The organism is Sorangium sp. So ce590, assembly GCF_051521365.1.
Taxonomy (GTDB): Bacteria; Myxococcota_A; Polyangia; order Polyangiales; family Polyangiaceae; genus Sorangium.
Genome location: NZ_CP150346.1, coordinates 9,145,065 through 9,170,043, shown reverse-complemented (window position 1 = coordinate 9,170,043; position 24,979 = coordinate 9,145,065). Strand labels below are relative to the sequence as shown.

Here is a 24,979-nt window from a genome sequence, read left to right as displayed (position 1 = left end):
AGACCGGAAATCTGATCGGGTTCCGTCGTGTCGACTTCTGAGGAAAAATCATGGCAGCTCATGGTTTGAACAAGTTAGATAATGCCATTGGTAAGCCGCTAATTCATGCCCGGCGCTTCGTGCTCGGTCTCGGTCGAGCGAATGACGCATTCGGGCATGGCATAACAGAGCTTGTCTTCGACGGCGCGCTGCTCGTGGTGCGTCCAGGGCCCAATGAGGACTATCTCGTTATCGAGGATGGGCCCGTGAGCCCGAGTGATTTGGACATGTCGTATTGGAGCGAGGTGAGCCTTGTTAGCGAGTTTTACTGGTGGCCTCGCGGTCAGCTCGAGCACGTTGATGTTTTTGCAGTCGATTCGGAAGATGTTGCTCTCGTATTCGAGTTCAGTAGCGGCGAAGCGTTTTCGATTGTCTTGTGTGATGGGGACGTGGCGATCGGCCGACGTCTTGAGCTATTTGTCAGCGATCCGAACCATGTGCGACCCGAGTTTCGGGCGCGAATTCCGGGTGCTCCAGCTGAATAGCCTCGACGCCGGCCCGCTCGTGCGGGGTCGAAGGCGTTTCGGTTCGTTCGTCGTAACCTTGTGGAACACGCCAAGTTTCGATTTTATTGCACCCGTCGTGTCTTTCGCGTGGCCAAAGTCAACGCCTTCAGGAGGACAACATTCTCGCGTTCGTCGAGCGCCGGGGCTGGCCCCTCGTGGACACCTTAGGCCACGGCGCACGAACGCGATCATGTTCAACGATAGATGATTCTAATGGAATCCGTTGAGATGCATGTGAATCACCACCTGCGACAGCGGGGTCTGTCGGAGGGTGGTCGAAGGATGATTTGCTGATGTTCTCAATCGGGTGCAGCTGAACCTCGGCGCGCGGTTCGCGGCGGAGGAGCACTGGCCGGCCGGCGACTGGGGAGTGGACCTCGATCCGCTGGAGTACGCGTTCATGGGGAGCGGGGACGCGGTGGGCTTCCGGCGCTCGGAGAGCCACGACGGCAGCGTGTCGCTGCAGGTCTGTTACTTCGTCTGCGTCGGCGGGTCGGTGTACTACTCCGAGGGGACCGGGGCGTCACACCTCGGGTTCGAGGACATCGATGGCGACGGGCTGGCCGATCACGTGCTGAAGCGGGACGGCGACAGCGCGGTGCGGACGCGGAGGAACGAGATCGGCAAGGCGAACCTGCTCTGGCGGGTGCACCGGCCGCTGGGCGGGAGCGTGGAGATCGACTACCGGCGCGAGGGCAACCTGGTGGTGCCGAGGGAGGTCGCCGGGAATGCGCCGGTGGACGAGAGCGACGACCGCACGGCGGTGGTCGATATGCCGTCGAGCCAGTGGGTGCTGAGCGATGTGGTCGTGCGCGACGGGGTGGAGGGCGTGAGCGGCGCGCAGGGGATGCACACCTACCGGACGCGGATCGAGACCTACGGAGACGGGATCTATCACCGGGACGAGCGGATGGACCTCGGGTACCGGCGTGTCACGACGACGGTGCTGGGCGAGGATGAGGATGGGAATGGGGTCTCCGCGATGTCGGTCGAGGAGGTCGATTACCGGAACGAGGACATCTACCGGCGTGGGCTCGTGGCGCGCTCGGCCCTGCGCGACGGCTACGGGATGCTCTAGACGGTGGAGGAGGTCGAGCACCGCCCCAACAGCAAGGTGGCGTCGACCGGTGCGGAGGCCCAGAGCGGCGCATTCGTCGCTGGCGCCGGGCGGTGGCCAGCTCGGGGGCGAGCGCGATCCGCGCATGCCCATCAGGGCTCCCGATCGCCGGGCTCCGCGGCCGACCGTGTGTTGCTACCATGCCCTGCATGCGCGCCCCCCTCTCCGTGCCCACCGGCCCCCTCCTCGATGTCCCCTGGCTCGCAGCGCACGCCGGCCACCCGCGCGTTCGCGTTGTCGACTGCCGCTGGTACCTCACCGGTCGCCGCGGCGCCGACGAGTACGCACGCGGGCACATCCCGGGCGCCGTGCACCTCGATGTCGACGCCGACCTCTCCGGGCCGGCGCAGGCAGGCCCCGGGCGCCACCCCCTGCCCGACGCGGCGGCGTTCGCGCGCGTGCTCGCCAGGATCGGGATCGCCCCTGACTCGCTGGTCGTCGGTTACGACGACGCGGGCGGCGCCATCGCGGCCCGGCTCTGGTGGTTGCTGCGCTACTTCGGCCATCCGGGCGGGCGCGTGCTCGACGGCGGCCTGGAGGCGTGGGCCTCCGCGGGACACCCGCTCTCGACCGACGTGCCCGCCATCGCGCCGGCGCCGCCGATGGAGCTCGCCGCCGGAGGCGCCACGGTCGTGGACAAGGCGGTCGTCGACAGGCTGCGCGGTGATCCCTCGGCGGTGATCCTCGATGCGCGCGCCCGCGAGCGCTACGAAGGGCAGAGCGAGCCCGTCGACGCGCGCCCGGGCCACATCCCCGGGGCGCGCTCGGCCCCGTTCGCGGAGAACCTCCGCGCGCCCGCCGGGCCCTTCCGCGAGCGCGCCGAGCTCGAGCGGCGCTACCGCGACCTCGGCGCGATCGAGGCGAGCACCGTCGTCTGCTACTGCGGCTCCGGCGTCACCGCCTGCCACGACCTGCTCGCGCTGGCGATGCTCGGCCGCGCGGACGCGATCCTCTACGAGGGCTCGTGGAGCGACTGGGCCCGCGACGCCTCCCTGCCCGCGGCGAAGGGCGCCGAGCCCTGAGCGGCGTCAGGCGAGCGCGCGTGCACCCGGCGAGCGCGCGATGTCAGGCGAGCGCGCGGCCGACGACCGCCTCGATCGTCTCGCGCAGGTAGCGCACCGCCAGCGCGAGCGTGCGGGCCGAGCTCTCCGGCGTCGGCTGGAGCGCCGGCGCGACCTCCATGACATCGCCGCCGAGCAGGCCGACCTCGCGCCCGAGCCGGCGGATGAGCGCGACAACGAAGTCGGGCGAGAGGCCGTCCGGCTCCGGGGTCCCGGTGGCATCGGCAAACGCGGCGTCGGTGCCATCGATGTCGTTCGAGAAATACACGCCCTCGACGCCGGTGCTCTTCACGTGCGCGACGATGGCGTCGAGCGCCGCCGCAGGATCGGCGCGGCACTCGGCCGCCCAGAACTGCCGTACGCCGTAGCGGCCCTCCCAGTGCTCGCGCGGCTTCTGGGAGGCGCGGACCCCGACCTGGGTCAGCCGGCCGCCCCGCCCGACAAGCTCGTTCGCGTGGTACGACCAGGTGGCGAAGCAGTACGCAACCCCGAGCCGCTCCTCGAGGAGATCGGTGTGCGCGTCGGGCTGGACGATGCCCCACGGCCGCTTCCGCGCGCTCTGCACGCGCGAGAGGGCGCGCGCGACCGGCAAGGCCGTGGAGTGATCGCCGCCGAGCACGATGGGCGCGACGTCGGGGTTGATCGAGAAGACGAGATCGAGGGCGCGCTCGGCGATGGAGAGCGGCGAGACAGGCAGCCGGGACGAGAGCGCCTCGGGCACGCCGGGGTACAGGGCGCGGCGCGACGCGGCCTTCTGGGCCTCCGAGAGCATGTCGTCGTGCAGGAGCTGCGGCACGACGAACACGTCCCCGATGTCGACGAGGCCGACGTCGCGCGCCCGCTCGGGGAAGTCCGGGAAGGCGTCGAGGAGCGCGGTCCGGATCGCCTGCGGGCCCATGTTGGACCCGCGGAGGAACCCGGCGCCGACGTCGGAGGGGATGCCGAGCAAGACGGCGCGCGCGCCGGCGATGCGGTCGAACGACGCGCGGAACCGGGCGAGGACCTCCTCCTGGGTCGTGGCGCCGTAGAGCCGTCGCTGGACCTCGAGCTGCTGCGCGCGCCCGGTCGAGACGAGGTAGAGGCCTCCAGCCGCCGGACGCAGCAGGAGCGCGAGCTCTTCGTGCGGGGTCATGCCCGACGAGGGTACGCGCCCCTCAGGAGGCCGCCAGCGAAAGGGCGGGCGCAAGGAGCGGGAAGCGCTCGGTCGCGAGGTGATGGGCCAGTACGTTGTGGCCGCCCGAGTTCGTCCTGGCTCATCGCGCGCGGGGCGCTCTTGCAGTCCCCGAGGGCCCGGCGTCGCCCTCGCCCGTGCGCGATCTGCTGGTGTTCACGTGGAACCTCAGAGGCAACCAGCCGAGCTCGTGCCCGACGTCGAGCCGCGCACGAGCGAGCGAATCATCCGCCTCGGCCTCTCCGACTTCGCGGACCAGTCCTGGGACCATCGGGAGCATGTTGACAGTTGATGCATAAGTTGTCACAATGTCTTCATGCGAGCGACGACGACAGACGACGAGGCGGCCGCCCGCCGCGCGAGGATCCTGACCGCCGCGCGCTGGTGCTTCCTCAACTTCGGCTTCGCGAAGACGGCCTTCGAGGACATCGCCAAGCGCGCCGGCCTCTCGCGCACGCTGCTCTACAGGATCTTCAAGGACAAAGAAGACATCTACCGGGCCGTATTCGTGGACTGGCTGGTCTCTCGGCACCCCGCCGCGAAGGAGGCGGCGAACGGCCCGGGGAGCGCCTATGAGCGCTTGCTCAGCGTCTGCCGTCTGCTGGCGCTCGAGCCCTGGGCTGAGATGGTCGGGGCACCGATGGGGAGCGATTTCATCGAGGCGTGCGAGCGCATCGATCCCGAGAGCGAGGCACTTTATCGCAAGATCGCGCTCGAGTGCGTGGCCGCCATCTTGGGCGATGAGGCGAGCGCCGAGGTCTTCCTCCTCGCGCTCGACGGGTTGCTCGCGGACCAACCGTCGATGGAGGTGCTGGAGCAGCGGACGCAGCTCCTCGCAGCGCGCTTCGCTCCTCGCTCGTCGAAGAAAGGAGCGCGGCCATGACAGCGGCACCTGAAATCCAAGAGATCGCCATCATAACCGGTGCGTCTACCGGCATCGGCGCGGCCACGGCACGCGAGCTGGCTCGGCGGGGGTTCCACGTCCTCGCGGGTGTCCGGCGCGACCGGGACGCCGACGCAATCCGGGGGCCAGGTATAGAGCCGCTGATCCTCGACATCACCAACCCGGACCACATCCGGGCGCTGGCGACTCGGGTGCACGGGGACCCGCAGGGCCGGGCAGTGCGGGCCCTGGTAAACAACGCCGCCATGGCGGTCAACGCACCGGTCGAGGTCTTCGCGATCGACGAGTGGCGACGCCTGTTCGAGGTCAACCTCTTCGGCCACATCGCCGTTACCCAGACACTCCTGCCGGCCCTGATCCGCAGCAAGGGTCGCGTGGTCAACATCAGCTCCGTGGGCGGCAAGGTCGCCATGGCCACCTATGGTCCGTACGCAGGCACGAAGTTCGCGCTCGAAGCGGTCAGTGACTCCTTGCGACGCGAAATCGCCCCGCTGGGCGTCCAGGTGGTCGTGGTCGAACCGGGCGCCGTGCGAACGGAGATGCCCGGCCGGGCGATCGCCAGCGCCCATGAGGTGACGTCGACCATGACGCCCGAGCAAAGCCAGCGCTACGGCGGGCTGGTGCAAGCCATCATCGCGCAGACCGCCTACCACACCAAGTCGGGCCTGCCCGCTGACGCTGCGGCCAAGGTGATCGCCAAGGCAGTGACGGCGCGCAAGCCGCGCACTCGCTACACCGTCGGCCGCGAGGCCGCACTCCTCACCTTGGTGCGCATCCTGCCCGACCGGATACTCGACCTCCTCTTTGCCGCTGCTCTGCGTCCCCACTTTCCCAAGGAGAGCAAGTGAGCACCCGAACCTCGACATCCTTCTCTGCGACCTGTCGCGGATGGCCGACGTGAAGCGCGCCGCCGAGGAGTTCAAGGCCAAGCACGATCGGCTCGACGTCCTCGTGGACAACGCGGGCGCCACCTTCAAGAAGCCGACGATAGGGCCCGACGGGTTGGAGCTGACGTTCGCGCTAGACCACCTCGCGTACTTCCTGCTCACGACGTCGCTGCTTGCCCTCATCCGCAAGACCCCCGGCGCGCGCGTCGTGTCGACCTCAAGCTCCATGCAGGCGCGCGGAAAACTCGACCTCGCGAAGACACCGACCTCGCCGGAGGCGGCGTCGCTCAAGGGCGAGTACATCTCGAAGCGACGGCCGGCGACCCCGCAGAAGCAGGCGATGGATCCGAAGCTCGCGGCCGACCTGTGGACGTCGAGCGAGAAGCTCGGCGCCGAGGCGGCGGCTCGGGCGGCGAGAGGCAACGCATGAGCTTTCATGGTCTTCGTCTGGAACGAGTTCGTTCGTCGAGGCAGTTCGACGGCGACGTCTTTCGTAACCCGCTGGGTCCGTGGAGGGCGTCGACGACCGGAGTCCTTCCGATGCTCCCCGAGCTCCTCTTCGGGGGGGCTCGACGTAGACCGAAAGCTCCCTTGCCGACGACGCGCCCCCATGAAGCATGGGGTCGTCCGGTCAGCTCCGGGCTCCGCACGACGTGGCTCGGCCACAGCACCGTGCTCATCGAGATCGACGGCTATCGAGTCCTGACCGATCCCGTCTTCGGCGAGCGGGCATCCCCGGTCTCCTTCGCGGGCCCGAAGCGCTTTCACCCCGTGCCGGCAGGGCTCGGAGAGCTACCTCCGCTCGATGCCGTGGTGCTCTCCCATGACCACTACGACCACCTGTGTGCGACCACGATCGCCGGTCTCGCTCGCATGCCGGCGATCCCGATCGTCACGTCGCTCGGGGTGGGGTCGCACCTCGAGCGGCTGGGAATTGCGCCAGAGCGCATTCACGAGCTCGACTGGGGTGAATCATGCGACGTTCGCGGGTTGCGCTTCATCGCGACCCCAAGCCAGCACTACTCAGGTCGCAGCCTGAGCGACCGGGACGCGACCCTCTGGTCGTCATGGGTCATCCAGTCAGATCGGCACAAGGTCTTCTTCTCGGGCGACACGGGGCTGACCGAACAGTTCCGCGAGACGGGCCAGATGTACGGGCCGTTCGACCTCGTCATGCTCGAGATCGGCGCGTTCTACCCAGGCTTTGAGGCCATTCACCTGGGGCCCGAGAACGCGCTCAAGGTGTTGCAGATGCTGGGCGGCGGGACCTTGCTGCCGGTGCACTGGGGTACCTTCGATCTTGCGCTCCACGCGTGGGATGAGCCTGCGGAGACGCTCGTGCGACTCGCGGCCGAACAGGGCCTACGGGTTGTCACACCGAGCCTCGGCCAGGTCGTCGAACCCTCGCAGCTCGATGCTCCAACGCCGTGGTGGCGAGACCTCAGGTCGAGGGAGGCGCCTTTCCGCCCCTTGGCCGAGCAGCTTCAACCGCACCCGTGACAGCTACGGGTGACCCGATGTCCAACTCAACCAATGACCCATCGAGAACTGCGGCTGCCCTGGACGAGACGGAGAAGGTGCGTCTGGGCAAGACGAACGTCCTCGTCTCGCGCCTCGGCGTAGGCACCGCCGCGTGGTGGAAGAACAAGTACATCAAACCTCTTCGGCAGCACAGAGCTCGCTCTGGTACCGTCGCCCGGAGTTCGATGGCGTGCTTGACGCGTGTCGGGAGCTCGGAGTCACTCCAGTCGGGTTCATGCCTCTGGCGATGGGCCTCCTCTCTGGAAAGTACCGCCCGGGAGATGTCCCACGGGACTGGGTCCGCCGCCGGCTCACCGGGGTGTTTCGGCCAACGGAGATCGCCGCGGCCGGGGCGATCACGGCGCGCCTGGAGGCGATCGGCGCCAAGTACGGGAAGACGCCCGCGCGGGTCGCGCTGCGGTGGGTGATCGAGCAGGGCGTGATTCCGATTGCAGGAGCGAAGGACGCGAAGCAGGCGAGACAAGACGCGGGCGCCCTGACGTTCTCGCTCACTCGAGACGAGGTGCTCGAGCTTTCCGAATCGGCTTCTGCTTGGGTTCAACGGCCCAACTGGAAGTTCGGACCAGCGCTCGGCGCTCGGTATAGCCGTCATCCGAGCATCCGCACACCTATCTCGCCGCCGACCGCAATGCAAGGCGCTCGGGGCCGCCCTCCACCGCGCTTCACTCCTTGGTGCCGAGCTTCACCACCGTGTTCCGTGCGTTCGATTGCGGCCCCGGCTCCACGGTGATGCTCTTCATGAACAGGTCGGGATGGTAGTCGGCGAGGAAGTGCTCGATCATCTTGCCGAGCGGAGTCTGCCTCTCGACGTCCACGGACAGGGTCCCGGACACCAGCCATGACAGCGCCTGGACGCCAGGAAAATTGGCAATCCAGGCGGTTCCTTGATTGACGATGCCGGCCCCACGGATGAGGGCGAGCGGCAATGGCCCTTTCTTGAGATAGGCCTCGATTCGCCTGAAAGCAAACTCGAGAATGTCGCTCGCGAAGTATTTGACACCCTTTGGTCGCTCGATTTCTCCGATGTTGAACGAAGAATCGCTCGTGTCGTAGTTCACGGTCAGGATGCGGCCGAGCGAGACCACAATCCGCGTCCGTGTCCGCGGGGTGACTTGTAGCCCCTTCTTCACGGTGTAGTCCTGCGCCACCGCGTCCACGATGTCATCGTTCCGCACGCCGCGCCGGGGCAGCTCGGAGCTACCGAACAGGGAATCGCGCAGGTAGGCAGTGCCCCATGCCAATGCAGCGACGGTGGCAACGGTTGTCAGCAGCGGCTGCGCCGTGCCTTCACCCGGTGGTGATGGCCCTTCGCCGGGAGCGCGTGGCGCGGCAGCGCCCTGGCCCCCCGCCGCCGGCCGCGCCGCCGTGGCCGGGTGCGGCGGCCTCTCGGCGCGCGCCTTCGGCTGCGGCTTGGCTTGCACCACGGTGGCCGGGTGCGGCGGCCTCCCCTCCGGCTTTCCGCGCGCGGTCGTCGAGGGCGCCGCGGTCGCCGCGCGGTCCGGCATCGATGGGTCAGGCTCCGAAGCGCTCGGCATCATCGTCTCCCGCTATCCTCGAAAAGCAGACCCGCGATCCCGACTCGCGTCAATCACGTCGACCTGGCGCCGCCGGAGAACTTGTGCGCGCTGCATGAGCCCCGTCTGGTGCGAGTGACGAGCTCGGCATGACCGCTCCGAAACGCAAGCCCAACGAATAGGCGTTTGCGGGACTGCGCCGGGACCTCGCCGCCGCTGCTGCTCAGGCGCAGTCCCGCAAACGCCTATTCGTTGGGCCCGGGTTGGGCCCATGCCTTCCGAGGGGGTGCGATCCGTCGTCACGCTCTCTCTCCCAAAACCCCGGAGGATCCGACGGATCGCGACGGTTCGCCCCCCCGCGGAATCGTCCTGCCAGGATTTCTGACGCGCGGAGCGGGCGACTAGCGGGCTTCCAGCGAAACGGCGGACGCCGGCAGCGGGAAGCGCTCGGCCGCAAGGTACGGGGCAGGCGCGCTCATCGCCTCGATCCACGACGCGCCGCAGGCGACGACGCGGAGGGCCCGCAGCACGCCCGCATGTGCGACCAGGAGGTGCGGGGGCGCCCCGCACGCCGGAGAGAGCGCGCACCAGAACGACCGCACCCGGGCCTCGACCTCGATCGCCGACTCGCCCCCCGGCGGCCCGGCGCGCTCCCAGCCGTCGAGCCACGCGGCATACGCGACCGGATCGTCGCGCTCGATGTCCGACCAGGCGCGCCCCTCCCAGGCGCCATAGGCGATCTCGACGAGGCGCTCGTCGACCGCGTGCGCCACCCGGAGGCGCGCCGCGAGCTCGGCCGCGGGGAGCGCGCAGCGGGAGAGCGGCGACGACCAGACCACGCCGGGGCGGAGGCCGAGGTCGCCGAGCGCGCGCTCGATCGCGGTCGCGGCGCCGTCGGGGGAGAGCTCCGCGGCGACGTCGAGGCGGCCGTAGCAGACGCCGGAGAGCGGGACCGGGGCGTGGCGGAACGCGATGAGGCCGAAGGGGAGGGGATCCATGCCGGCGCGCCCGCGGCTCAGCCGCCCCGCGCGAGCGCGAGGGCGAGCAGCGCGGCGCACTCGGCGATCTGCTGCGTCGCGCCCAGGAAGTCGCCGGTGAGGCCGCCGACGCGGGCGCGGAAGCGGAGGCCGCAGACCGCGGCGGCGGCGGCGGCCGCGCCGAGCATGGCCGCCGCCTCGGCCGCCGAGATGACCCCGGCGGTGTGCGCGGCGGCGAGCGCGAGCGCCGGCCAGAGCGAGCCGAGGAGCGCCTGCGGGAGCGCCGCCCGCGCGACCGGCCGGCTGCGCGAGCCGCCCTGGGTCACGTAGGGCAGCGCGACCATCAACCAGATCGGCGGGGTGCGCGAGAGGCACTGCGTCAGCACAAGCGCGACCGGCGCCGCGGCGTCGAGCCGCGCGAGCAGGGCGATGCGCAGCACGAGGACCACGATCAGCGCCGCGGCGCCGAACGAGCCGATGCGGCTGTCCTTGAGGATCTCGAACACGCGCGCGCGATCGAAGCCGCCGCCGAGCGCGTCGGCCGTGTCCGCGAGGCCGTCCTCGTGGAAGGCGCCGGTGAGGAGCAGGCCCAGCGCCACGACGACGCTGGCCGCGACGAGCGCGCCGCCCCCGTCGACGAGCAGCCACACAGCGGCCTGGACGGCGCCGAGGACGGCGCCCACGAACGGAAACCAGGCCGAGGCCCAGCGCCAGTCCGCGTCGGCATAGGGGAAGCCGCCGACCGGAACGCGCGTGAGGAAGGTCGTCGCCGCCCGGGCGCCGCGCAGGACCGGCGGCATCGTCATGGAGTCCCGGGCGGCGCGCGGTCGGGCACGTTCGCGCTCGCGAACGTCGCCATGCCGGCGTGGAGGGCGCACGCGGCGTCGAGGAGGGGCAGCGCGGCCAGGGCGGCGCTCGCCTCGCCCAGCCGCATGCCGAGATCCAGCAAGGGGCGGGCGTCGAGCGCCGCGAGGACGTGGGCGTGGCCGCGCTCGGCCGAGCGGTGCGCGAAGAGCATGCCCGCCCGCGCCTGGAGTTCCATCCGGACGAGCGCGAGCGCCGCCGCCGAGACGATGAAGCCGTCGACGAGCACCACCATCCGCCGCTCGATCGCCCGCGCCATGGCGCCCACGAGCGCGGCGATCTCCTTTCCGCCGACCGCCCGCACGATGCGGTGCGGATCGGGGCGCTCGGCGCCCGGGGCGCCCTGAACCCGCCGCGTCGCGTCGCGCACGACCTCGATCTTGCGCGCCAGCGCGTCGCCCCCGACGCCCGTCCCCGCCCCGACGAGGTCCTCCGGGGCGAGCCCGAGGAGCAGCGCCGCCATGGCGGAGGCCGCCGTTGTGTTGCCGATGCCCATCTCGCCGAGCAGGACGACGCGCGTGTCGCCCCCGAGCGCGTCGATCTCGGCGGCGCCGGCGCGGAGCGCGCGCTCGTAGACGGCCTCCGAGAGCGCGTCCTCGACCCGCAGATCGCCGATGGGATCGTCGGCCACCGGGTCGCGCCGCAGCCGCGCGCCGGCGCCGCCGACGTCCACGCCGATGCGCTCGTACGGGTGGGCGACGCCGACGTCCACGACCCGCAGCTCGACCCCGAGGTGCCGGCAGAGCACGCTGGCGGCGGCGCCGCCGCGCACGAAATTCGCCACCATCGCCGCCGTGACCTCGGCCGGGTAGGCCGACACGCCGTGCCGGGTGACGGGGTGATCGGCGGCGAACAGCACCGCCGCCGCAGGCCGGCTCGCCGGCCTCCCGCCCTGGATGCCCGCGAGCGCGACGGCGAGATCCTCGAGCGCTCCGAGGCTGCCGCGCGGCTTGGTCAGCGTGTCCTGCCGCGCGCGCGCCGCGGCGAGCGCGCCCGCGTCGAGCTCCGGGAACACCCAGGGAGGCGAGAGGTCCATGTTTCAGGTTTTCTACTCTCCCGCGGGAGGCCGGGGAAGCGCGTTGACCGTCCCTGCAGCCCGTGATAGCGGCCCATCCGGCCGAAGAGGTACCTCGCGGGAAGCGGGGAGATGGAGATCCTCCCCGGAACGGGACAAGCCGGTCGCCGCCGGCGCGGAGATCCACGGCGCCAGCTCGCTCGAACAGGTCCAGGATGTCGCTGCGCGCCCTCTTCGTCTGCCTCTGCTCCGCCGCCGGCGTCCTGTCCGGGTGCGGCGGCGTCGACGCGCCCCCGGACGACGGCTCCGGCGAGCCCGCCGCCGCTGCGGGCGGGGGCGGCTCGTGCCTCTCCGGCGGCCACGGCGGCGCTCCTGGAGCGGGGGCGGCGTCGTGCGACGGTCCGGGCGCGCGCTTCGCGACGAGCGTGGTGTCGGCCTGCCTCGGGGCAGTGCAGGGGTTCGGCCAGGACCGGGCTCCGGACGTCGTCCTCGGCCCGCCGAAGGGCGCCGGCTGCTGCGGCGGCTCGCTGGATGTGCTCTCGCTCGGCGACGGCGGGTCGATCGTGCTCGCGTTCGAGGGCAACGCGATCATCGACGGGCCCGGGGCCGATTTCCTTGTGTTCGAGAACGCCTTCGAGCGCGGCGGCGACGCCGCGAGCGTGTTCGCCGAGCTCGCCACGGTCGAGGTGAGCGAGGACGGCGTCGCCTGGGCGGCTTTCCCCTGCGCCGCGGATCGCTATCCCTACGACGGCTGCGCCGGGTGGCACCCCGTGCACGCCAACCCCGACGAGAACGACGTCGACCCGCTCGATCCGTCGTCGGCGGGCGGCGACCCGTTCGATCTGGCCGAGATCGGGGTCCCGCTCGCCCGCTTCGTGCGGATCACCGATCGCGCCGGCACGCCCGACGTCTTCGACCTCGACGCGGTGGGCATCGTCCACGCGCTGTGTCCGTGAGGCGCCCCGGGGGGCTCGCCTGCGCGGCGCTCCTGGCCGTCGCCGGCCTCTCGCCGAGCGCGCAGGGGGAGGAGGCGGGCGCGGGCGACACGGCGAGCGGCGGCGCGCGCGGAGGCGGCGCGCGCGAAGCAGGAGACGACGGCGGAGCCGCTCCGGCCGCAGCTGCGCCGGCCCGGCCGCGCGGCCGGGCGCTCGAGGTGCGCGTCGAGGGGCAGCGCGCGTCGACCTCGGCCGCGCGGGATCCGACCGCGGCGTCCCACGTGATCCGCGGCGACGAGCTCCGCGCGCCGGGCGCCGCGGCGTCCGCGGTGCTGAGCCGCGTCCCCGGCCTGCAGGTCTCCCGGACAGGCGCGGCGTCGGATATCGCGACCGCGTCCATCCGGGGCGCGAGCAGCGCCGAGACGCCGGTGTACCTCGCGGGCGTCCGGCTCAACGACGACGTGACCGGCACCGCCGATCTCTCGAGGATCCCGCTCTGGATGATCGAGCGCGTCGAGGTCTACCGGGGCAACGCGCCCGAGCACGCCGATCGCCTCGGGATCGGCGGCGCCATCTTCTTCGAGCCGTCGCTGCCGCGCGCACCCCGGGCCTCCGTGGGGCTCGGCGCGGGCAGCTTCGGCGAGCGCGCGGCGTGGGCGTCGGTGGGCCTCGGCGACGAGCGCGCGGGCGCCGTGATCGCGCTCGGCCGGCGCGCCGCCGACAACGACTACCTCGTCACGGACAGCCGGCTGGGGCGGGCGCTGCCCAGGCCGAACGCCGACGCCGACGCCTACGACCTCTGGAGCATCGGCCGTTACAAGCTGCCCGGGGGCGGCAGCGTCACGGCGATCGGCAACGGCTTCGCGCGCGACCAGGGCGCGACAGGCCTCTCGGAGACGCCGGCGCGGGCGGCGCGGACCCACGTGCAGCGCTGGCTCGGCGCGGTCAACGCGGTCGCCCCGTGCGCCCGCCCGCCGGAGGGCGGCCTCGACCGGTGCCGCCTCGAGCTCACGAGCTCGGCGATCCTCTCGAGCCAGGTCGTCCGCGATCCGCGGGGCGAGCTCGGCCTGCTGTCGCCGCTCGTCGCCAGCGCCGGCGCGCGCGGCGCCGGGCAGGCCGCCTTCCGCTACCGCCCGGCCGACGACCTCTCCCTCTCGGCCTCGGCGGCCCACGAGCGCGAGCTCCTCGCGCTCGATCGCGCGGGCGAGGCGCCGCTTCGCGCGTCGCGCGCGACGTCCCGCGCCTCGGTGAGCCTGCGCTACGCGAAGGGCCCGTCGCTCGAGGGCTACGCCCTCGGCGCCGTGGAGCTCCACCGGACGAGCCACGGCGGCGCCGGCGCTCCCCTTCGCGCGCTCGAGCCGAGCGGCCGCCTCGGCGCCCGGCTCCGCCTCGCGGGCGGCGGCGTCTCGCTCTTCGGGAACCTCGGCCGCTACGTGCGCGTCCCCGTGCTCGGCGAGCTCTACGGCAGCTCCCCGATCGTCATCGGCAACCCGGAGCTCGCGCCCGAGCGCGGCCTCTCGGCCGAGCTCGGGGTGCGCCTCGCCGCGGCGGCGCCGCGCGCGCGCGCCGAGATCGCCTGCGAGCTCCTCGGCTTCTCGCGCTTCGCCTCGGGGCTCGTCGCGCACCGCCCCGCGTTCGCCGGCGTGCTGCGGCCGTACAACGTCGCGAGCGCGCGCGTCCTCGGCCTGGAGCTCACGGCTTCGGCCTCGGCGCTCGATCACCTCCGCGCCGGCCTCGCGCTCACCGCGCTCGATCCGAGGGACACCTCGCCGGGCCGCGCGATCGCGAACGATCTCATCCCGTTCCAGTCGCGCCTGGTGGCGGCGCCGTCGCTGGAGGTGTACGCGGAGCCCGCGCGGCTCGGCGTCGACCGCGCCTCGCTCTCGGCGCGGCTCCTCTACCGCGCCTCGCGCGTCGGCGATCCCGCGGGGCTCCGGCCGCTGCCGGAGCAGGCGACGGCCGACGTGGAGCTCGCGATCCTCGCGCTCCGGCGGCGGCTCTCGGCGCGCTTCGCGATCACGAACGTCCTCGCCGCGAGGACCTTCGATCTGCTCAACCTCGAGCTCCCCGGGCGGAGCTTTCACGCGGCGACGGAGGTGTGGTGGTGATGGCGTCTCGCTTCGACCTGGGACGGGGGGCGGCCCCCGGGGCTCCCTCCCTGAAGATCCTCGCCGCGGGGGCGGCGTGCGCGCTGCTCGGGTGCAACGCGCCGGAGCCGCCGCCGAGCACCGGCGGCACGGACGTCGTCGCGGGGCCGTGCGGGCGCGGCGCCGTCGTGGTCAGCAGCGACTACCTGTCCACGAACGTCAGCCTGGTGAGCTGGGACGGCGCGGTGCTCTCCGCGTCGATCGTCTCGTCGGGCTCGAGCTCGCCCGGCCTCGCCTCGCCGCTCTCGGGGGATGTCCTCGTCCCGACGGCGCCGGTCCGCGGGGATCGGCTGGTGCTCCTCGACCGCGCCGCGTCCGTGCTCACGTGGGTCGACGTCCGGAGCGGCGAGGTGCCGGGGCAGCTCGCCGTCGCCACCGCGTTCCGCGCGAACCCGCAGGACTACGTCGAGGTCTCGCCCGGGAAGGCGTACGTCACGCGCCACGAGCCGAACCTCGACCCGGCCGCCGCGCCGATCGACGGCGGCAGCGACGTGCTCGTCGTCGACCCCGGCGCCCGCGCGATCGTCGGCCGGATCGACCTCGCGCCCGCCCTGGCCGGGGAGGATCCGGCGTTCTACCCCCGGCCGGGCCGCGCGGTGCTCGTCGACGACAGCCTCTACGTGCTCCTCGTGGCGACCTCGCTCGACTTCAGCGCGTCGGCCGAGTCGCGCCTCGTCGAGATCGACACGCGCAGCGACGCGATCCGGGAGGTCACGGTGCTCGACGGGCTCCACGGGTGCGGGGGGCTGGCGGTGTCCGCGGGCGGCTCGCGGCTCGCGGTCGTGTGCACCGGGACGTTCGGCCGCGACGCCGCGTCGAACGCCGGCGAGGCGGGCCTCGTCGTCCTCGCGCGCCGCGAGGGCACCCTCGTCGAGGAGGCGCGCTGGACGGCCGCCGAGCTCGGCGCGGGGACGCCCGGCTTCTCGGTCGCCTTCGCCGCCGAGGACCGCCTCCTGCTCGCGACGCTCGGCCGCGACGCGCTCAGCGAGGGGGGCCCGGTCGACGACACCCTCACGACGGTCGCGCTCGCCGCCTCCGGACCGGCGCGCGGCGAGCCCGAGGTCCTGCTGCGCTCGACGGAGCTCCCGTCCTCCCTCGGCGAGGTGCGCTGCGCCGAGGCCTGCGGGCGGTGCCTCGCCGCGGACGCCGAGACCGAAGGGGGCGTCGTCCACCGCTTCGACGTCGGCGAGGGCAGCCGCGCGGTCGTGCACGCGGCCAGCATCCACGTCGACCCGCGGGTCGGTTTGCCGCCGCGCTACCTCGGCGCGTTCTGAGCGAGCACGCCGGCAGGCAGGCGCGGCGTGCCGGACTCCCGCGGGAGTCCTTCGGTCCTATCGGTGGAGCTGAGGGGGATCGAACCCCTGACCTCATGACTGCCAGTCATGCGCTCTCCCAGCTGAGCTACAGCCCCGGTCGTTGGGAGCGGCAGATGTACAGCCTCCCGCTCGGCTTGTCTCTACTTTTTTTCGACCGGCGCGTTTTTTATGTCCGTGAGCGTCGGTTGGCGCCGTTCGCGCGGGCGGCCCTCAGAAGTTCATCAGCTTCGCCAGGTAGTACTTCATCGTCTCGGTCGTCCCGCCGCCGATGCGCAGGAGCCGCTGATCGCGCCAGGCGCGCGCGATCGGGAAGTCCTCGATGTAGCCCCAGCCGCCGTGGAACTGCAGGCAGGTGTCCACGACGTCGTTCGCCACGTCGCCGGCCAGGATCTTCGCCATCGAGATGAGCTTCACCGTGTCGAAGCTGATCGGCACCTTCCGCACGTACCGCTCGTCGTTGTAGTGGTCGACGCACTTGTAGGCGAACGCGCGCCCCGCCTCGCAGCGCGTGTACAGGTCCACGAACTTGTGCTGCCACGACTCGCGCTTGATGATCGGCTTGCCGAACGCCACCCGCTCGCGCCCGTAGTCGACCGTGTTGTCGAGCGTCATGAACGAGCTCGCGATCGCGCCCACCGCGGCGACGAGCCGCTCGGTCTGGAAGTTCTGCATCAGGTAGGCGAAGCCCTGGTCCGGCTCGCCGAGCAGGTAGCGCCGCGGCACCCGCACGTCCTCCAGGAAGAGCTCCGCCGTGTCCGAGGACTTGTTGCCGATCTTCTTCAGCTTCTTCGCGACGCTGAAGCCGGGCAGCGCCGTCGGCACGAGGAAGAACGAGCAGCCGTGGGCCCCCTTGTCCGGCGACGTCTTGGCGAGCAGCGTCACGAAGTCGGCGCGCGTCCCGTTCGTGATGAACGTCTTCTGCCCGTTCAACACGTAGTCGTCGCCGTCCTTGCGCGCGGTCGTCCGGATCCCGGCCACGTCGCTGCCGGCCGCCGGCTCCGAGACGCCGAGCGCGGCGATCTTGTCGCCCGCGAGCGCCGGCCTGAGGAACTCGTCGATCTGCTCCTTCGTGCCGATGTCGCTGATCACCGGCGTCGCCATGTCGCTCTGCACGAGCAGCCCCATCGAGACGCCCGCCATCGTGCAGCGCACGAGCTCCTCGGCCTTCGCCGCCGAGAACCAGTAGTCGAGCCCGGCGCCGCCGTGCTCCTCCGGGAAGTGCGCGCCGAGGATCCCGAGCTCGCCGGCGCGCTTGAACACCCAGCCGGGAAAACACTCCGACGCCTCCCACTCCTCCACATGGGGAGCGAGCTCCTTCTCTGCGAAGGCCCGCACCGTCTTCCTGAACTGCTGATGTTCCTCCGTGAACGGCTGCCACATCGCGAACCCCTCCTCGTCGGCGGACCGAAATAATTCGTACACGAAACATTTTCCAGCGCAAGCGCCGCTCTTCACCCGCGCTTCCGCTCGCGTCCGGTCCGCCGCATCGAAATCGAACGGAGCCGCATGGGGCCGCATGGAAGCCGCATGGAAAACGAGGGCCGATGGCGCGGCGCGCGACGCGGGGCAGGCAGCGCGGGCGGTGGGGGCGTTCGAAGAACCGCGCCGAACACGCTGAACGCGCCGGACCCGAAGCGCGAAAAATGAATCCACTCGCGCTCCCATCCACGCAGTCTGCGGGCTCTGCTAGCCTCCGGGCCACATGCGATTCCTCGTCCTGTCGCGCAACGCGTCCCTCTATTCGACGAGCCGGATCGTGCTCGCGGGGCGCGCGCGCGGTCACGACGTCAGCGTCATCGATCCGCTCGATTTCCAGATCGTGGTGTCGAGCGGCCGCCCGTCGCTGCTCGTCGGTGGTTCGGCGGTGCCCCGCTTCGACATCGTGATCCCGCGCATCGGCGCGAGCATCACGAACTACGGCCTCGCCGTCGTCCGGCAGTTCGATCTCATGGGCGTCCCGGTCCTGAACGGCGCCGTCTCGATCGCGAGGAGCCGGGACAAGCTGCGCGCGCTCCAGCTGCTCACGCGCCGCAAGCTCAACGTGCCGATCACCGTCTGCGCCAGGAACCCGGCCGGCGTCGAGGCGGCGCTCTCGCTCGTCGGCGGCTGCCCGGCGATCGTGAAGCTCCAGCAGGGGACCCAGGGCATCGGCACCATGCTCGCCGAGACGCCCCACGCCGTGCACGCGCTGCTCGAGACGTTCTGGGCCATGGGCCAGGACATCGTGCTCCAGGAGTACGTGCGCGAGTCGAAGGGGCGCGACATCCGCGTCATCGTCGTCGGCGGCCGCGTGGTCGCGTCGATGCGGCGGGTCGCCAAGCCGGGCGAGTTCCGCTCGAACCTCCACCGCGGCGGCAAGGGCGACCGGGTGAAGCTGCCGCGCTCCTACCGGAGCGTCGCGATCCGCGCCGCGAAGGCGATGGGCCTCGAGGTCGCCGGCGTCGACATGCTCGAGGCGCGCTCCGGGCCCAAGATCCTCGAGATCAACAGCTCGCCCGGGCTGGAGGGGGTCGAGCGCGCGAGCGGCGTCGACGTCGCGGGCGCGATCATCAGCTACGCCGAGCGGTACGCCGAGGAGCAGCGCGGCCTCAGCCGCCGCACGCTCGAGGCGCGGATCGCCGACGTGATCCACGACGAGCGCATGCCGGTGCCGCGGCGGTTCAGCCGCGCGGTGGAGAACGGGGCGGGCGCGAGCCGCAGGAAGCCCCCGGCGCTCACGAACGGGAGGGGCGCGCGGAGGGCCGTCTCGTGACCCTCGGGGTCGAGGCGGCCGGCGACGCGGTCGTCCTCACCATCGATCGCCCCGAGCGCAGGAACGCCATCGACAGCGTCTTCGCGAGGCGCCTCGGCGAGGCGGTCCGCCTCGCCGGCTCGGACCCGCGCGTGCGCGGCATCGTGATCGCCGCGACGAGCAGCGACGTCTTCGTGGCGGGCGGCGACATCCGCGAGCTCTCCGCGCTCGCCGCGGGCGGCGCGGAGGGCGGCGAGATCCTCGCGATGTTCGAGGGCCTCGCGGCGCTCGAGGAGAGCGAGGTGCCGATCGTCGCCGCGGTGCAGGGCGACGTGCTGGGCGGCGGCTGCGAGCTGCTCCTGCTCTGCGACTTCGTCCTCGTCGAGGAGCACGCCGCGCTCTCGTTCCGCCACGTCAAGATGGGCCTGTCGCCGGCCTGGGGCGGGTTGACGCGGCTCTGCGAGCGGGTGGGGCCGCTGCAGGCGTCGCGGCTGCTCCTGACGGCGGAGAAGATCAGCGCCGCCGAGGCGCTCCGGATCGGCCTCGTGAGCGACGTCGTCGCGACCGGCACGGCGCGCAGCCGTGCGATCGCGCAGGTGAACCGCATCGCCCGGAGCCCGCGCACCTCGGTCGCGGCGATGAAGCGGGCGCTCTGCAAGGTGCGTGAGGCGCTGCGCGCCTCCGCCGTAGAGGTCGAGCGGCGGGCGTTCGCCGAGCAGTGGAACGGCCCGGAGCACCGCCAGGCGATGGATGCGTTCCTGAGCAAGACGTGACCGTGGCCCAGGGCGGAGGGGGCGGAGCGGAGGACCCGGGCGGCGCCGAGCCGACGCCGAGCGCCGCGCCTGCGCCCGGCAGCGCCGAGCCCGCGCCCGGCGGCGCCGAGCCCGCTCCGGAGAGCGCGCTGCACCCGCTCGTGCCGCCGACGATCGAGCACTTCATCGGCCGCCGCCCGCACCTGCGCGCCCTGCATCGCGCCGCCGCGTCGCTCTTCATGGAGCGGCCCATCTCCGTGCTCGTTCGCGGCGGCGCGGGGATGGGCAAGAGCGCGCTCATCCACCACTTCCTGATGGGGCTCCGCCGCGACAAGGGGCCGGTCGTCCTGCGGGGGCGCTGCGCCCTCGGGGCGACCGAGTCCTACAAGGCCTTCGGGGGCGTCATGGAGTCGCTGAGCCGGTTCCTCCGGCGCGTCTCCGCCGACGAGGTGGAGCGCCTCCTGCCGCGCGACGTCCGCGCGCTCGTCCGGGTGTTCCCGGCGCTCTCGCGCGTGCCCGCCGTCGCGTCCGCGCCGCGCGTGAGCGAGTCGCCCGACGCGCAGGAGCTGCGGCAGCGCGCCTTCGCGGCGCTCCGGCAGCTGCTCTGGCGCATCGCCGAGCGCAGCCCGCTCGTCGTGGCGATCGAGGACCTCCAGTTCTGCGACGCCGACAGCGTGGCGCTCCTGCTCGAGCTCACGCGGCCGCCCGACGCGCCCGCGATGATGTTCCTCGGCAGCTACCGGACCGACGACGTGGCCACGAGCGCGCCGCTCCGCGCGCTGCTCGACGGGATGGGGCTCGCGCGCCCGGCCGCCGGGGAGGTCGAGGCCGCCCCCGGCGTTCGGGAGCGGGTCGAGCCGCCGCGCGGGGACGGCGAGCTGCGCGAGATCGAGGTCGGGCCGCTCTTGCCGCTCGAGGCCGAGGAGCTCGCGCTCGCGCTCCTCTTCGCGCGCGACGAGGGCACCCGCGCGCGGGCGGACGCCGTCGCCCGCGCGTCCGGCGGCAACCCGCGGCTGCTCGGCGAGCTCGCCCGCGACGCGCAGGAGCCGGCGGGCGAGACCGGCGCGCAGGGCGACGCCGCGCTGGACCGGGCGCTCAAGGCGCGGCTCCACCGCCTGCCGGAGCAGGCGCTCCGGCTGATCGAGGTGATCGCCGTCGCCGGCGAGCCGATCGACGCGGCGGTCGCGGCGCGCGCGGCGAAGCTCGAGGACGAGGAGCGCGCGCCGGCGATGACGCTGCTGCTCACAGAGGACCTCATCGTCGCGCGGCGCGCCGGCGAGGGCGAGCTCGTCGAGGCGTCGCACGACCTCGTGCGCGCGTCCGTGGTCGGCCGGCTCGGTCCGGAGCAGCTCGCGGCGCGGCACCGGCGGCTCGGGCGGGCGCTCGAGGCGCTCGGGACGGCGGACGCCGAGACGCTGTCGCGGCACTGGCTCGGCGCGGGCGACGCGGCGCGGGCGGGGCGGCTCGCGGCGCTCGCGGCCGAGCAGGCGGCCGAGGCGCTCGCGTTCGAGCGCGCGGCGCGGCTCTACGAGCTCGCGCTCGGCCTGCTCTCGCGCGAGGCGGAGCTCCCGGAGGCGGAGCGGCGCGCGCTCGGGGTGCGGTGCGCCGATGCGCTGGTCAACGCGGGCCAGGGCGCCGAGGCGGCGAGGCGCTACGCGGCCGCGGCGGAGGGGGCGGACAGCGCGCGGTCGCTCGAGCTCCGCCGCCGCGCCGCGGAGCAGCACCTGCGGAGCGGGCACATCGACGAGGGGCTCGATCTCGTCCGCGCCGTGCTGAGGGCGGTCGGCCTATCGTTCCCGGAGACGCCGCGGCGCGCGCTCGTGGCGTTGCTCCTGCACCGGGCGGAGCTGCGCCTGCGGGGCCTCCGGTTCCGCGAGCGGTCCGAGGCGGAGGTGCGTCCGGAGGATCTCGCGCGCATCGACGCCTGCTGGACGGTGACGGTGGGTCTGTCGGCCGTCGACATGGTGCGCTCCGCCGAGTTCTCGGCGCGCGCCCTGCTGCTCGCGCTGCGCGCCGGCGAGCCGTACCGCGTCGGCCGCGCGCTCGCGTTCGAGGCCTCGTCGGCGTGCATGATGGGGGCGCCGGGCCGGGCGCGCGCGGAGGAGCTCGTGGCCGCGGTGCGCGCGCTCGCGGAGCGGCTCGACAGCCCGCACCTCCTCGGCCTGTCGATGATGGTGTCGGGCATGCTCGAGGCGTTCACGGCGGGCCGCTGGAAGGCGGCGTTCACGTGGTACGAGCGGGCCGACGAGCTGCTGCGCGACCGCTGCACCGGCGCCGCCTGGGAGCTCGTGACGACGCAGGTGATGACGTCGTGGATGCGGTATTACCGCGGGCAGATCGACGCGCTCGCGCGGACGATGCCGGCCGTGCTCCGGGGGGCCGAGCAGCGGGGCGATCGCTATGCGGCGGCGATCTTCAGCGTGCAGGCGGTGTGGGTGGCGCTCGCGTCGGACGACGTGGCGGGCGCCCGCGGCGCGGTCCTGGGGGCGCTGTCGAGGTGGACGACGTCGGGGTTCCACCTCGAGCATTTCGTGGGGCTGCTCGGCGAGACCTACGTCGACCGGTACGCCGGCCGCGCCGGCCCCGCGATGAAGCGGCTCGCGGAGGCGTGGCCGGCGATCGAGGGCTCGATGCTGCTGATGATGCAGAACAGCCGGGTGATGGCCCACGTGGAGCGCGCGAGCACGGCGCTCGCTGCCGCCGAGGGGGCGACCGATCCCGAGCCGCTGATCCAGGCGGCGCTGCGGGACGCCGCCGCGCTCACCCGGGAGCGGATGGCGTGGTCCGACCCGTTCGTGCCGCTCCTCCGCGCGGGCGCGGCGGAGCTGCGCGGCGAGCGGGACGAGGCGATCCTGCAGCTGGAGGTGGCGGCGGCCGGGTTCGACGCGGCGGACATGCCGCTCTACGCGGCGGCGGCGCGGCGTCAGTCGGGCGAGCTCTTCGGCGGCGAGAAGGGGCTGCAGCGGCTCCTCGAGGCGGACGCGGTGATGGCGCGGGAGCGGATCAAGAGCCCGGCGCGGTGGACGGCGATGCTGGTGCCGGGGTTCGGGCGGAGGTAGCGGGTCGGCTGGGGCTGAGCCGCGCCTTTCGGCGGGCGGCGCGGGTCAGGCGGGCCGCTACTCCGAGGCGCCCGGCAGCGGTCCAAACTGCTTTTCGTATGCCGCCAGCCGAGCGGCGAGCCGCTTCGCCTCGTCGCTGGCGGCGCGGGCCTGCTCTTCTGCGGCGCGGGCCCGCTCTTCACCGGTCGGCAGCACGCGCCCCTGGGCATCGATCCAGCGCAGCCAGCCGGCCTCGAGGCCGAGGTAGGTGCCATGGCGTACTCCGAGCCGCAGGCCGAGGCACGCGCTCGCGACGTCGCCGTTCGACTCGGGCGGCACCGGCACGTAGGACCGCGTGGCCTGATCGAGCGCATAGGCCTCGAGCGTGCCCGAGAACGGATCGAACAGGTAGTATTCCGGTACGTGCAGGAGCTTCGCGTAGACGCGCATCTTGTCGCCGCGATCGACGGCCTCGGTGCTCTCGGAGAGCAGCTCGATCACGACGTCGGGCGTCCTCCCGTCCTCCTGCCAGACGACCCATGACTTGCGCTCGCGCCGGTTGGTGTCGAGCACGACGAACACGTCGGGGCCTCGGAAGTCGTTCTTCTTCGCCTGCAGCTCGCTGAAGTAGATGGCCATGTTGCCGGCGACGTACACGTCATCGCGGTCGTGCCAGAAGAGCTTCAGCGCCTCGATGAGCAGGTCCATCTGTGCGCGGTGGCGCTCGGACTCCATCGGCTCTCCATCGTCGTACGGGAGCTGGTCCTCGCCGGGCGGGGGAATCGGGACGGGAGAGTTCTCGCTCTGGAAGGGCATACGCGGCTCCAGGCGCAGCGTACCGCGCCGCGCATGCGAGCGCAGCCGGCCGGCCCGTGCGGCGCGCGCCGGCCGATGCCGGCTGGACGGGGGAACACCTATCCGGCGCGAACGAGCGCGGCGCCCGGTAACCGCCCTCGTTGCGGCAGAGCTCGCGGAGGAGCTCGTTGGGTCGGCCGCGCGTCATGTCCGTGCGGGTCGGGGGTGAGAGCCGGGGGCAGGCATCGGCCGACGGGGGAACCTTGTGCAGGTTGAGCATGGCAGGGGTCGGTCGACCCCAAAACCTTGTACAAGCTGAGGGGAACCAGGGTCGACAGAGGGGAGAACCTTGTACAAATTGAGATGACCGAGGTCCGGCGACCCCGAAACCTTGTACAAATTGAGGGGAACCGGGGTCGACCTAGGCGGAGAGCTCGTGCGCGTTGAGGCAGGCCGACGTCGCCCTGAGACGCAGGAGCATCCAAGCTGCGCTCGGGTCGATGACCTGGGAGAGCGAACTCGCGCCGACCTCACCTGCGCCATGGTCGAGGCTGCCGGCTAAGACATCGCTCGTCAACGTGTGCGCCGGCGGCCGCGGCCGCGCGACGTCCGCGTGCCGTTGGGATCAGCGGCCCGATCCCGAGCGGAAGAGCAGGGAGCCCGCGGCTGCGCGTTCCTCATCGCCGGCGGTTCCGGTGTCCTCCGTCGGCGTGGCGGACGAGACGTTCTCGATGATCGCAGGACATTGAGGACGGTGAAGAAATGAGCGCGCCTGCCTGCTCGGTGCCGTTCGCAACCTTGCCCGACCCGGAGGGGAGGCGGTGGGTTGCTCGGGGTTCCTGCGGGCCGCGGCTGTACGCGTTTCGCGCGGATCTCCTGGGACGAAGGGCATGCGCTGCCGCGTCGAAAATCTGGGCCCGTTGCGCGAGGCGGAGGTCGACCTCTCGAAGGACCTCATCGTGCTGACAGGGCCGAACAACTCGGGGAAGACGTACCTCGCGTGGGCGGTCTACGGGTTGTTTCATTTTCATCCCAAACTGACCAATGAATCGATCGAGCGCTTGAGCGAGGTGCTCCTGGCATCCGAGGACCAACGGGTTCGCTCCCCGTCGCTGCTCGCGCCTGAACTGTGAATGCACGTTCTCGGTCGACGATCGTTTCTTCCCCCTGTTCCAGGCCCTTCCAGGGGTCCGCGCCCTCTGCGACTACATCATCTTTTACCAGCGGGACAGCGAGCGCAGCGCCACGCCCAGGCCCCTCTATGTCTTCCTGTGCGAGCTGAAATCCAAGAACGTCCGCGGCAATAGGGGGCAGCTTGAAAACGGGATGCTCCTGGCCGAGTACATCGTCTCCTTGGTGAAGTACCATGGTCAGGTCCAGTCGGATCTGCGGGTCGTCTACCGGGGATTGCTCTTCAGCTCGAGCGTTCGCCCCCCGAAGACCGGCATCGGGCGCGCACCCGTCAAGTACGAAGAGTCCAGCCAGCGCCTGGCCGGCCTCAAGCTGATCCACTACCCGTGTGGCGGCGAGTGGACGCTGAGCCACTTCTGCGACGAGCGTTGAACTCCGCCGGACATCTCCTCGGCTCGGCCGATCGGGGCACGAGGGCCTCTCGGCAGTTATCCAAGCATCGCCATCAAGACGTGCTTCTCCCCAGGCACAACGGTA

23 protein-coding genes and 1 tRNA gene are annotated in these 24,979 nt (G+C 72.0%); 16 read left to right on the top strand and 8 right to left on the bottom strand.

All coding sequences use genetic code 11. From position 1 onward, the window contains the following. Positions 1-50 precede the first annotated feature (50 nt). The 3 genes from WMF28_RS34740 to WMF28_RS34730 all read left to right on the top strand — a co-directional run bounded on the left by WMF28_RS34740 (position 51) and on the right by WMF28_RS34730 (position 2,684). Positions 51-524, top strand: coding sequence for a hypothetical protein (locus WMF28_RS34740; protein ID WP_437597819.1), 474 nt, complete (start codon positions 51-53; stop codon positions 522-524). Positions 525-852: 328 nt separating this feature from the next. Beyond that, the gene (locus WMF28_RS34735; RefSeq protein WP_437597818.1) at positions 853-1,623 is read left to right on the top strand and encodes a toxin TcdB middle/N-terminal domain-containing protein; all 771 of its coding nucleotides are present in this window, start codon (positions 853-855) and stop codon (positions 1,621-1,623) included. 188 nt (positions 1,624-1,811) lie between these two features. Beyond that, positions 1,812-2,684, top strand: coding sequence for a sulfurtransferase (locus WMF28_RS34730; protein ID WP_437597817.1), 873 nt, complete (start codon positions 1,812-1,814; stop codon positions 2,682-2,684). Positions 2,685-2,727: 43 nt separating this feature from the next. Here the strand turns inward: WMF28_RS34730 and WMF28_RS34725 are convergent, their stop codons facing one another. Next, the gene (locus WMF28_RS34725; protein ID WP_437597816.1) at positions 2,728-3,855 is read right to left on the bottom strand and encodes an arginase family protein; all 1,128 of its coding nucleotides are present in this window, start codon (positions 3,853-3,855) and stop codon (positions 2,728-2,730) included. A 355-nt stretch (positions 3,856-4,210) separates the two neighbouring features. On the opposite strand from WMF28_RS34725, the gene WMF28_RS34720 reads away from it, so the two are divergent. The 5 genes from WMF28_RS34720 to WMF28_RS34700 all read left to right on the top strand — a co-directional run bounded on the left by WMF28_RS34720 (position 4,211) and on the right by WMF28_RS34700 (position 7,957). Continuing rightward, positions 4,211-4,777: a TetR/AcrR family transcriptional regulator gene (locus WMF28_RS34720; protein WP_437597814.1), complete on the top strand. Its 567-nt coding sequence runs from the start codon at positions 4,211-4,213 to the stop codon at positions 4,775-4,777. Continuing rightward, positions 4,774-5,646 (top strand): SDR family NAD(P)-dependent oxidoreductase, encoded by an 873-nt coding sequence (locus WMF28_RS34715; protein ID WP_437597813.1) that lies wholly within the window; start codon positions 4,774-4,776, stop codon positions 5,644-5,646. The genes WMF28_RS34720 and WMF28_RS34715 overlap by 4 nt, the downstream gene beginning before the upstream one ends. Further along, entirely contained in the window at positions 5,603-6,115 is a 513-nt protein-coding gene (locus WMF28_RS34710) for an SDR family NAD(P)-dependent oxidoreductase (protein ID WP_437597812.1), read from the top strand. The genes WMF28_RS34715 and WMF28_RS34710 overlap by 44 nt, the downstream gene beginning before the upstream one ends. Next, positions 6,112-7,185 carry an MBL fold metallo-hydrolase gene (locus WMF28_RS34705; RefSeq protein ID WP_437597811.1) on the top strand — a complete coding sequence of 358 codons (1,074 nt, stop codon included), beginning with the start codon at positions 6,112-6,114 and terminating at the stop codon, positions 7,183-7,185. Before WMF28_RS34710 ends, WMF28_RS34705 begins: the two co-directional genes overlap by 4 nt. 133 nt (positions 7,186-7,318) lie before the next feature. Further along, complete coding sequence (locus WMF28_RS34700; RefSeq protein ID WP_437597810.1) at positions 7,319-7,957, top strand: aldo/keto reductase; 639 nt, start codon at positions 7,319-7,321, stop codon at positions 7,955-7,957. On the opposite strand, the gene WMF28_RS34695 is transcribed toward WMF28_RS34700, so the two are convergent. From WMF28_RS34695 to cobT, 4 genes are all read right to left on the bottom strand, one after another. Beyond that, positions 7,890-8,765, bottom strand: coding sequence for a hypothetical protein (locus WMF28_RS34695; protein ID WP_437597809.1), 876 nt, complete (start codon positions 8,763-8,765; stop codon positions 7,890-7,892). The two genes, WMF28_RS34700 and WMF28_RS34695, sit on opposite strands and share 68 nt — an antisense overlap. A gap of 377 nt (positions 8,766-9,142) precedes the next feature. Continuing rightward, positions 9,143-9,739, bottom strand: a complete 597-nt coding sequence (locus WMF28_RS34690; RefSeq protein ID WP_437597808.1) for a histidine phosphatase family protein — start codon at positions 9,737-9,739, stop codon at positions 9,143-9,145. A 17-nt stretch (positions 9,740-9,756) separates the two neighbouring features. Next, positions 9,757-10,524, bottom strand: coding sequence for an adenosylcobinamide-GDP ribazoletransferase (locus tag WMF28_RS34685; protein WP_437597807.1), 768 nt, complete (start codon positions 10,522-10,524; stop codon positions 9,757-9,759). Further along, positions 10,521-11,618 (bottom strand): nicotinate-nucleotide--dimethylbenzimidazole phosphoribosyltransferase, encoded by a 1,098-nt coding sequence (gene cobT, locus WMF28_RS34680; protein ID WP_437597806.1) that lies wholly within the window; start codon positions 11,616-11,618, stop codon positions 10,521-10,523. Before cobT ends, WMF28_RS34685 begins: the two co-directional genes overlap by 4 nt. Before the next feature lie 194 nt (positions 11,619-11,812). Here cobT and WMF28_RS34675 point away from each other — a divergent pair, with 194 nt between their 5' ends. From WMF28_RS34675 to WMF28_RS34665, 3 genes are read left to right on the top strand one after another with little or no spacing between them, the layout of a single operon-like run. Then, positions 11,813-12,553: a hypothetical protein gene (locus WMF28_RS34675; protein ID WP_437597805.1), complete on the top strand. Its 741-nt coding sequence runs from the start codon at positions 11,813-11,815 to the stop codon at positions 12,551-12,553. Continuing rightward, the gene (locus WMF28_RS34670; protein ID WP_437597804.1) at positions 12,550-14,640 is read left to right on the top strand and encodes a TonB-dependent receptor plug domain-containing protein; all 2,091 of its coding nucleotides are present in this window, start codon (positions 12,550-12,552) and stop codon (positions 14,638-14,640) included. The genes WMF28_RS34675 and WMF28_RS34670 overlap by 4 nt, the downstream gene beginning before the upstream one ends. Next, a complete protein-coding gene (locus tag WMF28_RS34665; RefSeq protein WP_437597802.1) occupies positions 14,640-15,953 on the top strand; it encodes a hypothetical protein in 1,314 nt (437 codons plus the stop codon). The genes WMF28_RS34670 and WMF28_RS34665 overlap by 1 nt, the downstream gene beginning before the upstream one ends. 64 nt (positions 15,954-16,017) lie before the next feature. Here the strand turns inward: WMF28_RS34665 and WMF28_RS34660 are convergent. Then, positions 16,018-16,090: transfer RNA gene (locus tag WMF28_RS34660), tRNA-Ala, on the bottom strand. Between the two features lie 115 nt (positions 16,091-16,205). Continuing rightward, positions 16,206-17,375, bottom strand: a complete 1,170-nt coding sequence (locus WMF28_RS34655) for an acyl-CoA dehydrogenase family protein (protein WP_437604335.1) — start codon at positions 17,373-17,375, stop codon at positions 16,206-16,208. Positions 17,376-17,697: 322 nt separating this feature from the next. Here WMF28_RS34655 and WMF28_RS34650 point away from each other — a divergent pair, with 322 nt between their 5' ends. From WMF28_RS34650 to WMF28_RS34640, 3 genes are read left to right on the top strand one after another with little or no spacing between them, the layout of a single operon-like run. Next, positions 17,698-18,747 (top strand): RimK family alpha-L-glutamate ligase, encoded by a 1,050-nt coding sequence (locus WMF28_RS34650; RefSeq protein WP_437597800.1) that lies wholly within the window; start codon positions 17,698-17,700, stop codon positions 18,745-18,747. Beyond that, positions 18,744-19,499, top strand: a complete 756-nt coding sequence (locus tag WMF28_RS34645; RefSeq protein ID WP_437597798.1) for an enoyl-CoA hydratase/isomerase family protein — start codon at positions 18,744-18,746, stop codon at positions 19,497-19,499. The genes WMF28_RS34650 and WMF28_RS34645 overlap by 4 nt, the downstream gene beginning before the upstream one ends. Further along, positions 19,496-22,537, top strand: coding sequence for an ATP-binding protein (locus WMF28_RS34640; RefSeq protein WP_437597796.1), 3,042 nt, complete (start codon positions 19,496-19,498; stop codon positions 22,535-22,537). Before WMF28_RS34645 ends, WMF28_RS34640 begins: the two co-directional genes overlap by 4 nt. A gap of 57 nt (positions 22,538-22,594) precedes the next feature. On the opposite strand, the gene WMF28_RS34635 is transcribed toward WMF28_RS34640, so the two are convergent. Next, positions 22,595-23,332 carry a Uma2 family endonuclease gene (locus WMF28_RS34635; RefSeq protein WP_437597795.1) on the bottom strand — a complete coding sequence of 246 codons (738 nt, stop codon included), beginning with the start codon at positions 23,330-23,332 and terminating at the stop codon, positions 22,595-22,597. Between the two features lie 869 nt (positions 23,333-24,201). Here WMF28_RS34635 and WMF28_RS34630 point away from each other — a divergent pair. After that, entirely contained in the window at positions 24,202-24,444 is a 243-nt protein-coding gene (locus tag WMF28_RS34630) for an AAA family ATPase (protein ID WP_437597793.1), read from the top strand. Positions 24,445-24,664: 220 nt separating this feature from the next. After that, entirely contained in the window at positions 24,665-24,874 is a 210-nt protein-coding gene (locus WMF28_RS34625) for a hypothetical protein (protein ID WP_437597792.1), read from the top strand. The last annotated feature ends 105 nt before the right edge of the window (positions 24,875-24,979 follow it).

Coding starts and splice junctions, on each gene's coding strand:
- cobT (WP_437597806.1), bottom strand. CDS start 11,618: ATGGACCTCTCGCCTCCCTGGGTGTTCCCGGAGCTCGACGCGGGCGCG.
- WMF28_RS34705 (WP_437597811.1), top strand. CDS start 6,112: ATGAGCTTTCATGGTCTTCGTCTGGAACGAGTTCGTTCGTCGAGGCAG.
- WMF28_RS34630 (WP_437597793.1), top strand. CDS start 24,202: ATGCGCTGCCGCGTCGAAAATCTGGGCCCGTTGCGCGAGGCGGAGGTC.
- WMF28_RS34725 (WP_437597816.1), bottom strand. CDS start 3,855: ATGACCCCGCACGAAGAGCTCGCGCTCCTGCTGCGTCCGGCGGCTGGA.
- WMF28_RS34635 (WP_437597795.1), bottom strand. CDS start 23,332: ATGCCCTTCCAGAGCGAGAACTCTCCCGTCCCGATTCCCCCGCCCGGC.
- WMF28_RS34690 (WP_437597808.1), bottom strand. CDS start 9,739: ATGGATCCCCTCCCCTTCGGCCTCATCGCGTTCCGCCACGCCCCGGTC.
- WMF28_RS34715 (WP_437597813.1), top strand. CDS start 4,774: ATGACAGCGGCACCTGAAATCCAAGAGATCGCCATCATAACCGGTGCG.
- WMF28_RS34655 (WP_437604335.1), bottom strand. CDS start 17,375: ATGTGGCAGCCGTTCACGGAGGAACATCAGCAGTTCAGGAAGACGGTG.
- WMF28_RS34720 (WP_437597814.1), top strand. CDS start 4,211: ATGCGAGCGACGACGACAGACGACGAGGCGGCCGCCCGCCGCGCGAGG.
- WMF28_RS34730 (WP_437597817.1), top strand. CDS start 1,812: ATGCGCGCCCCCCTCTCCGTGCCCACCGGCCCCCTCCTCGATGTCCCC.
- WMF28_RS34650 (WP_437597800.1), top strand. CDS start 17,698: ATGCGATTCCTCGTCCTGTCGCGCAACGCGTCCCTCTATTCGACGAGC.
- WMF28_RS34665 (WP_437597802.1), top strand. CDS start 14,640: ATGGCGTCTCGCTTCGACCTGGGACGGGGGGCGGCCCCCGGGGCTCCC.
- WMF28_RS34740 (WP_437597819.1), top strand. CDS start 51: ATGGCAGCTCATGGTTTGAACAAGTTAGATAATGCCATTGGTAAGCCG.
- WMF28_RS34685 (WP_437597807.1), bottom strand. CDS start 10,524: ATGACGATGCCGCCGGTCCTGCGCGGCGCCCGGGCGGCGACGACCTTC.
- WMF28_RS34675 (WP_437597805.1), top strand. CDS start 11,813: ATGTCGCTGCGCGCCCTCTTCGTCTGCCTCTGCTCCGCCGCCGGCGTC.
- WMF28_RS34695 (WP_437597809.1), bottom strand. CDS start 8,765: ATGATGCCGAGCGCTTCGGAGCCTGACCCATCGATGCCGGACCGCGCG.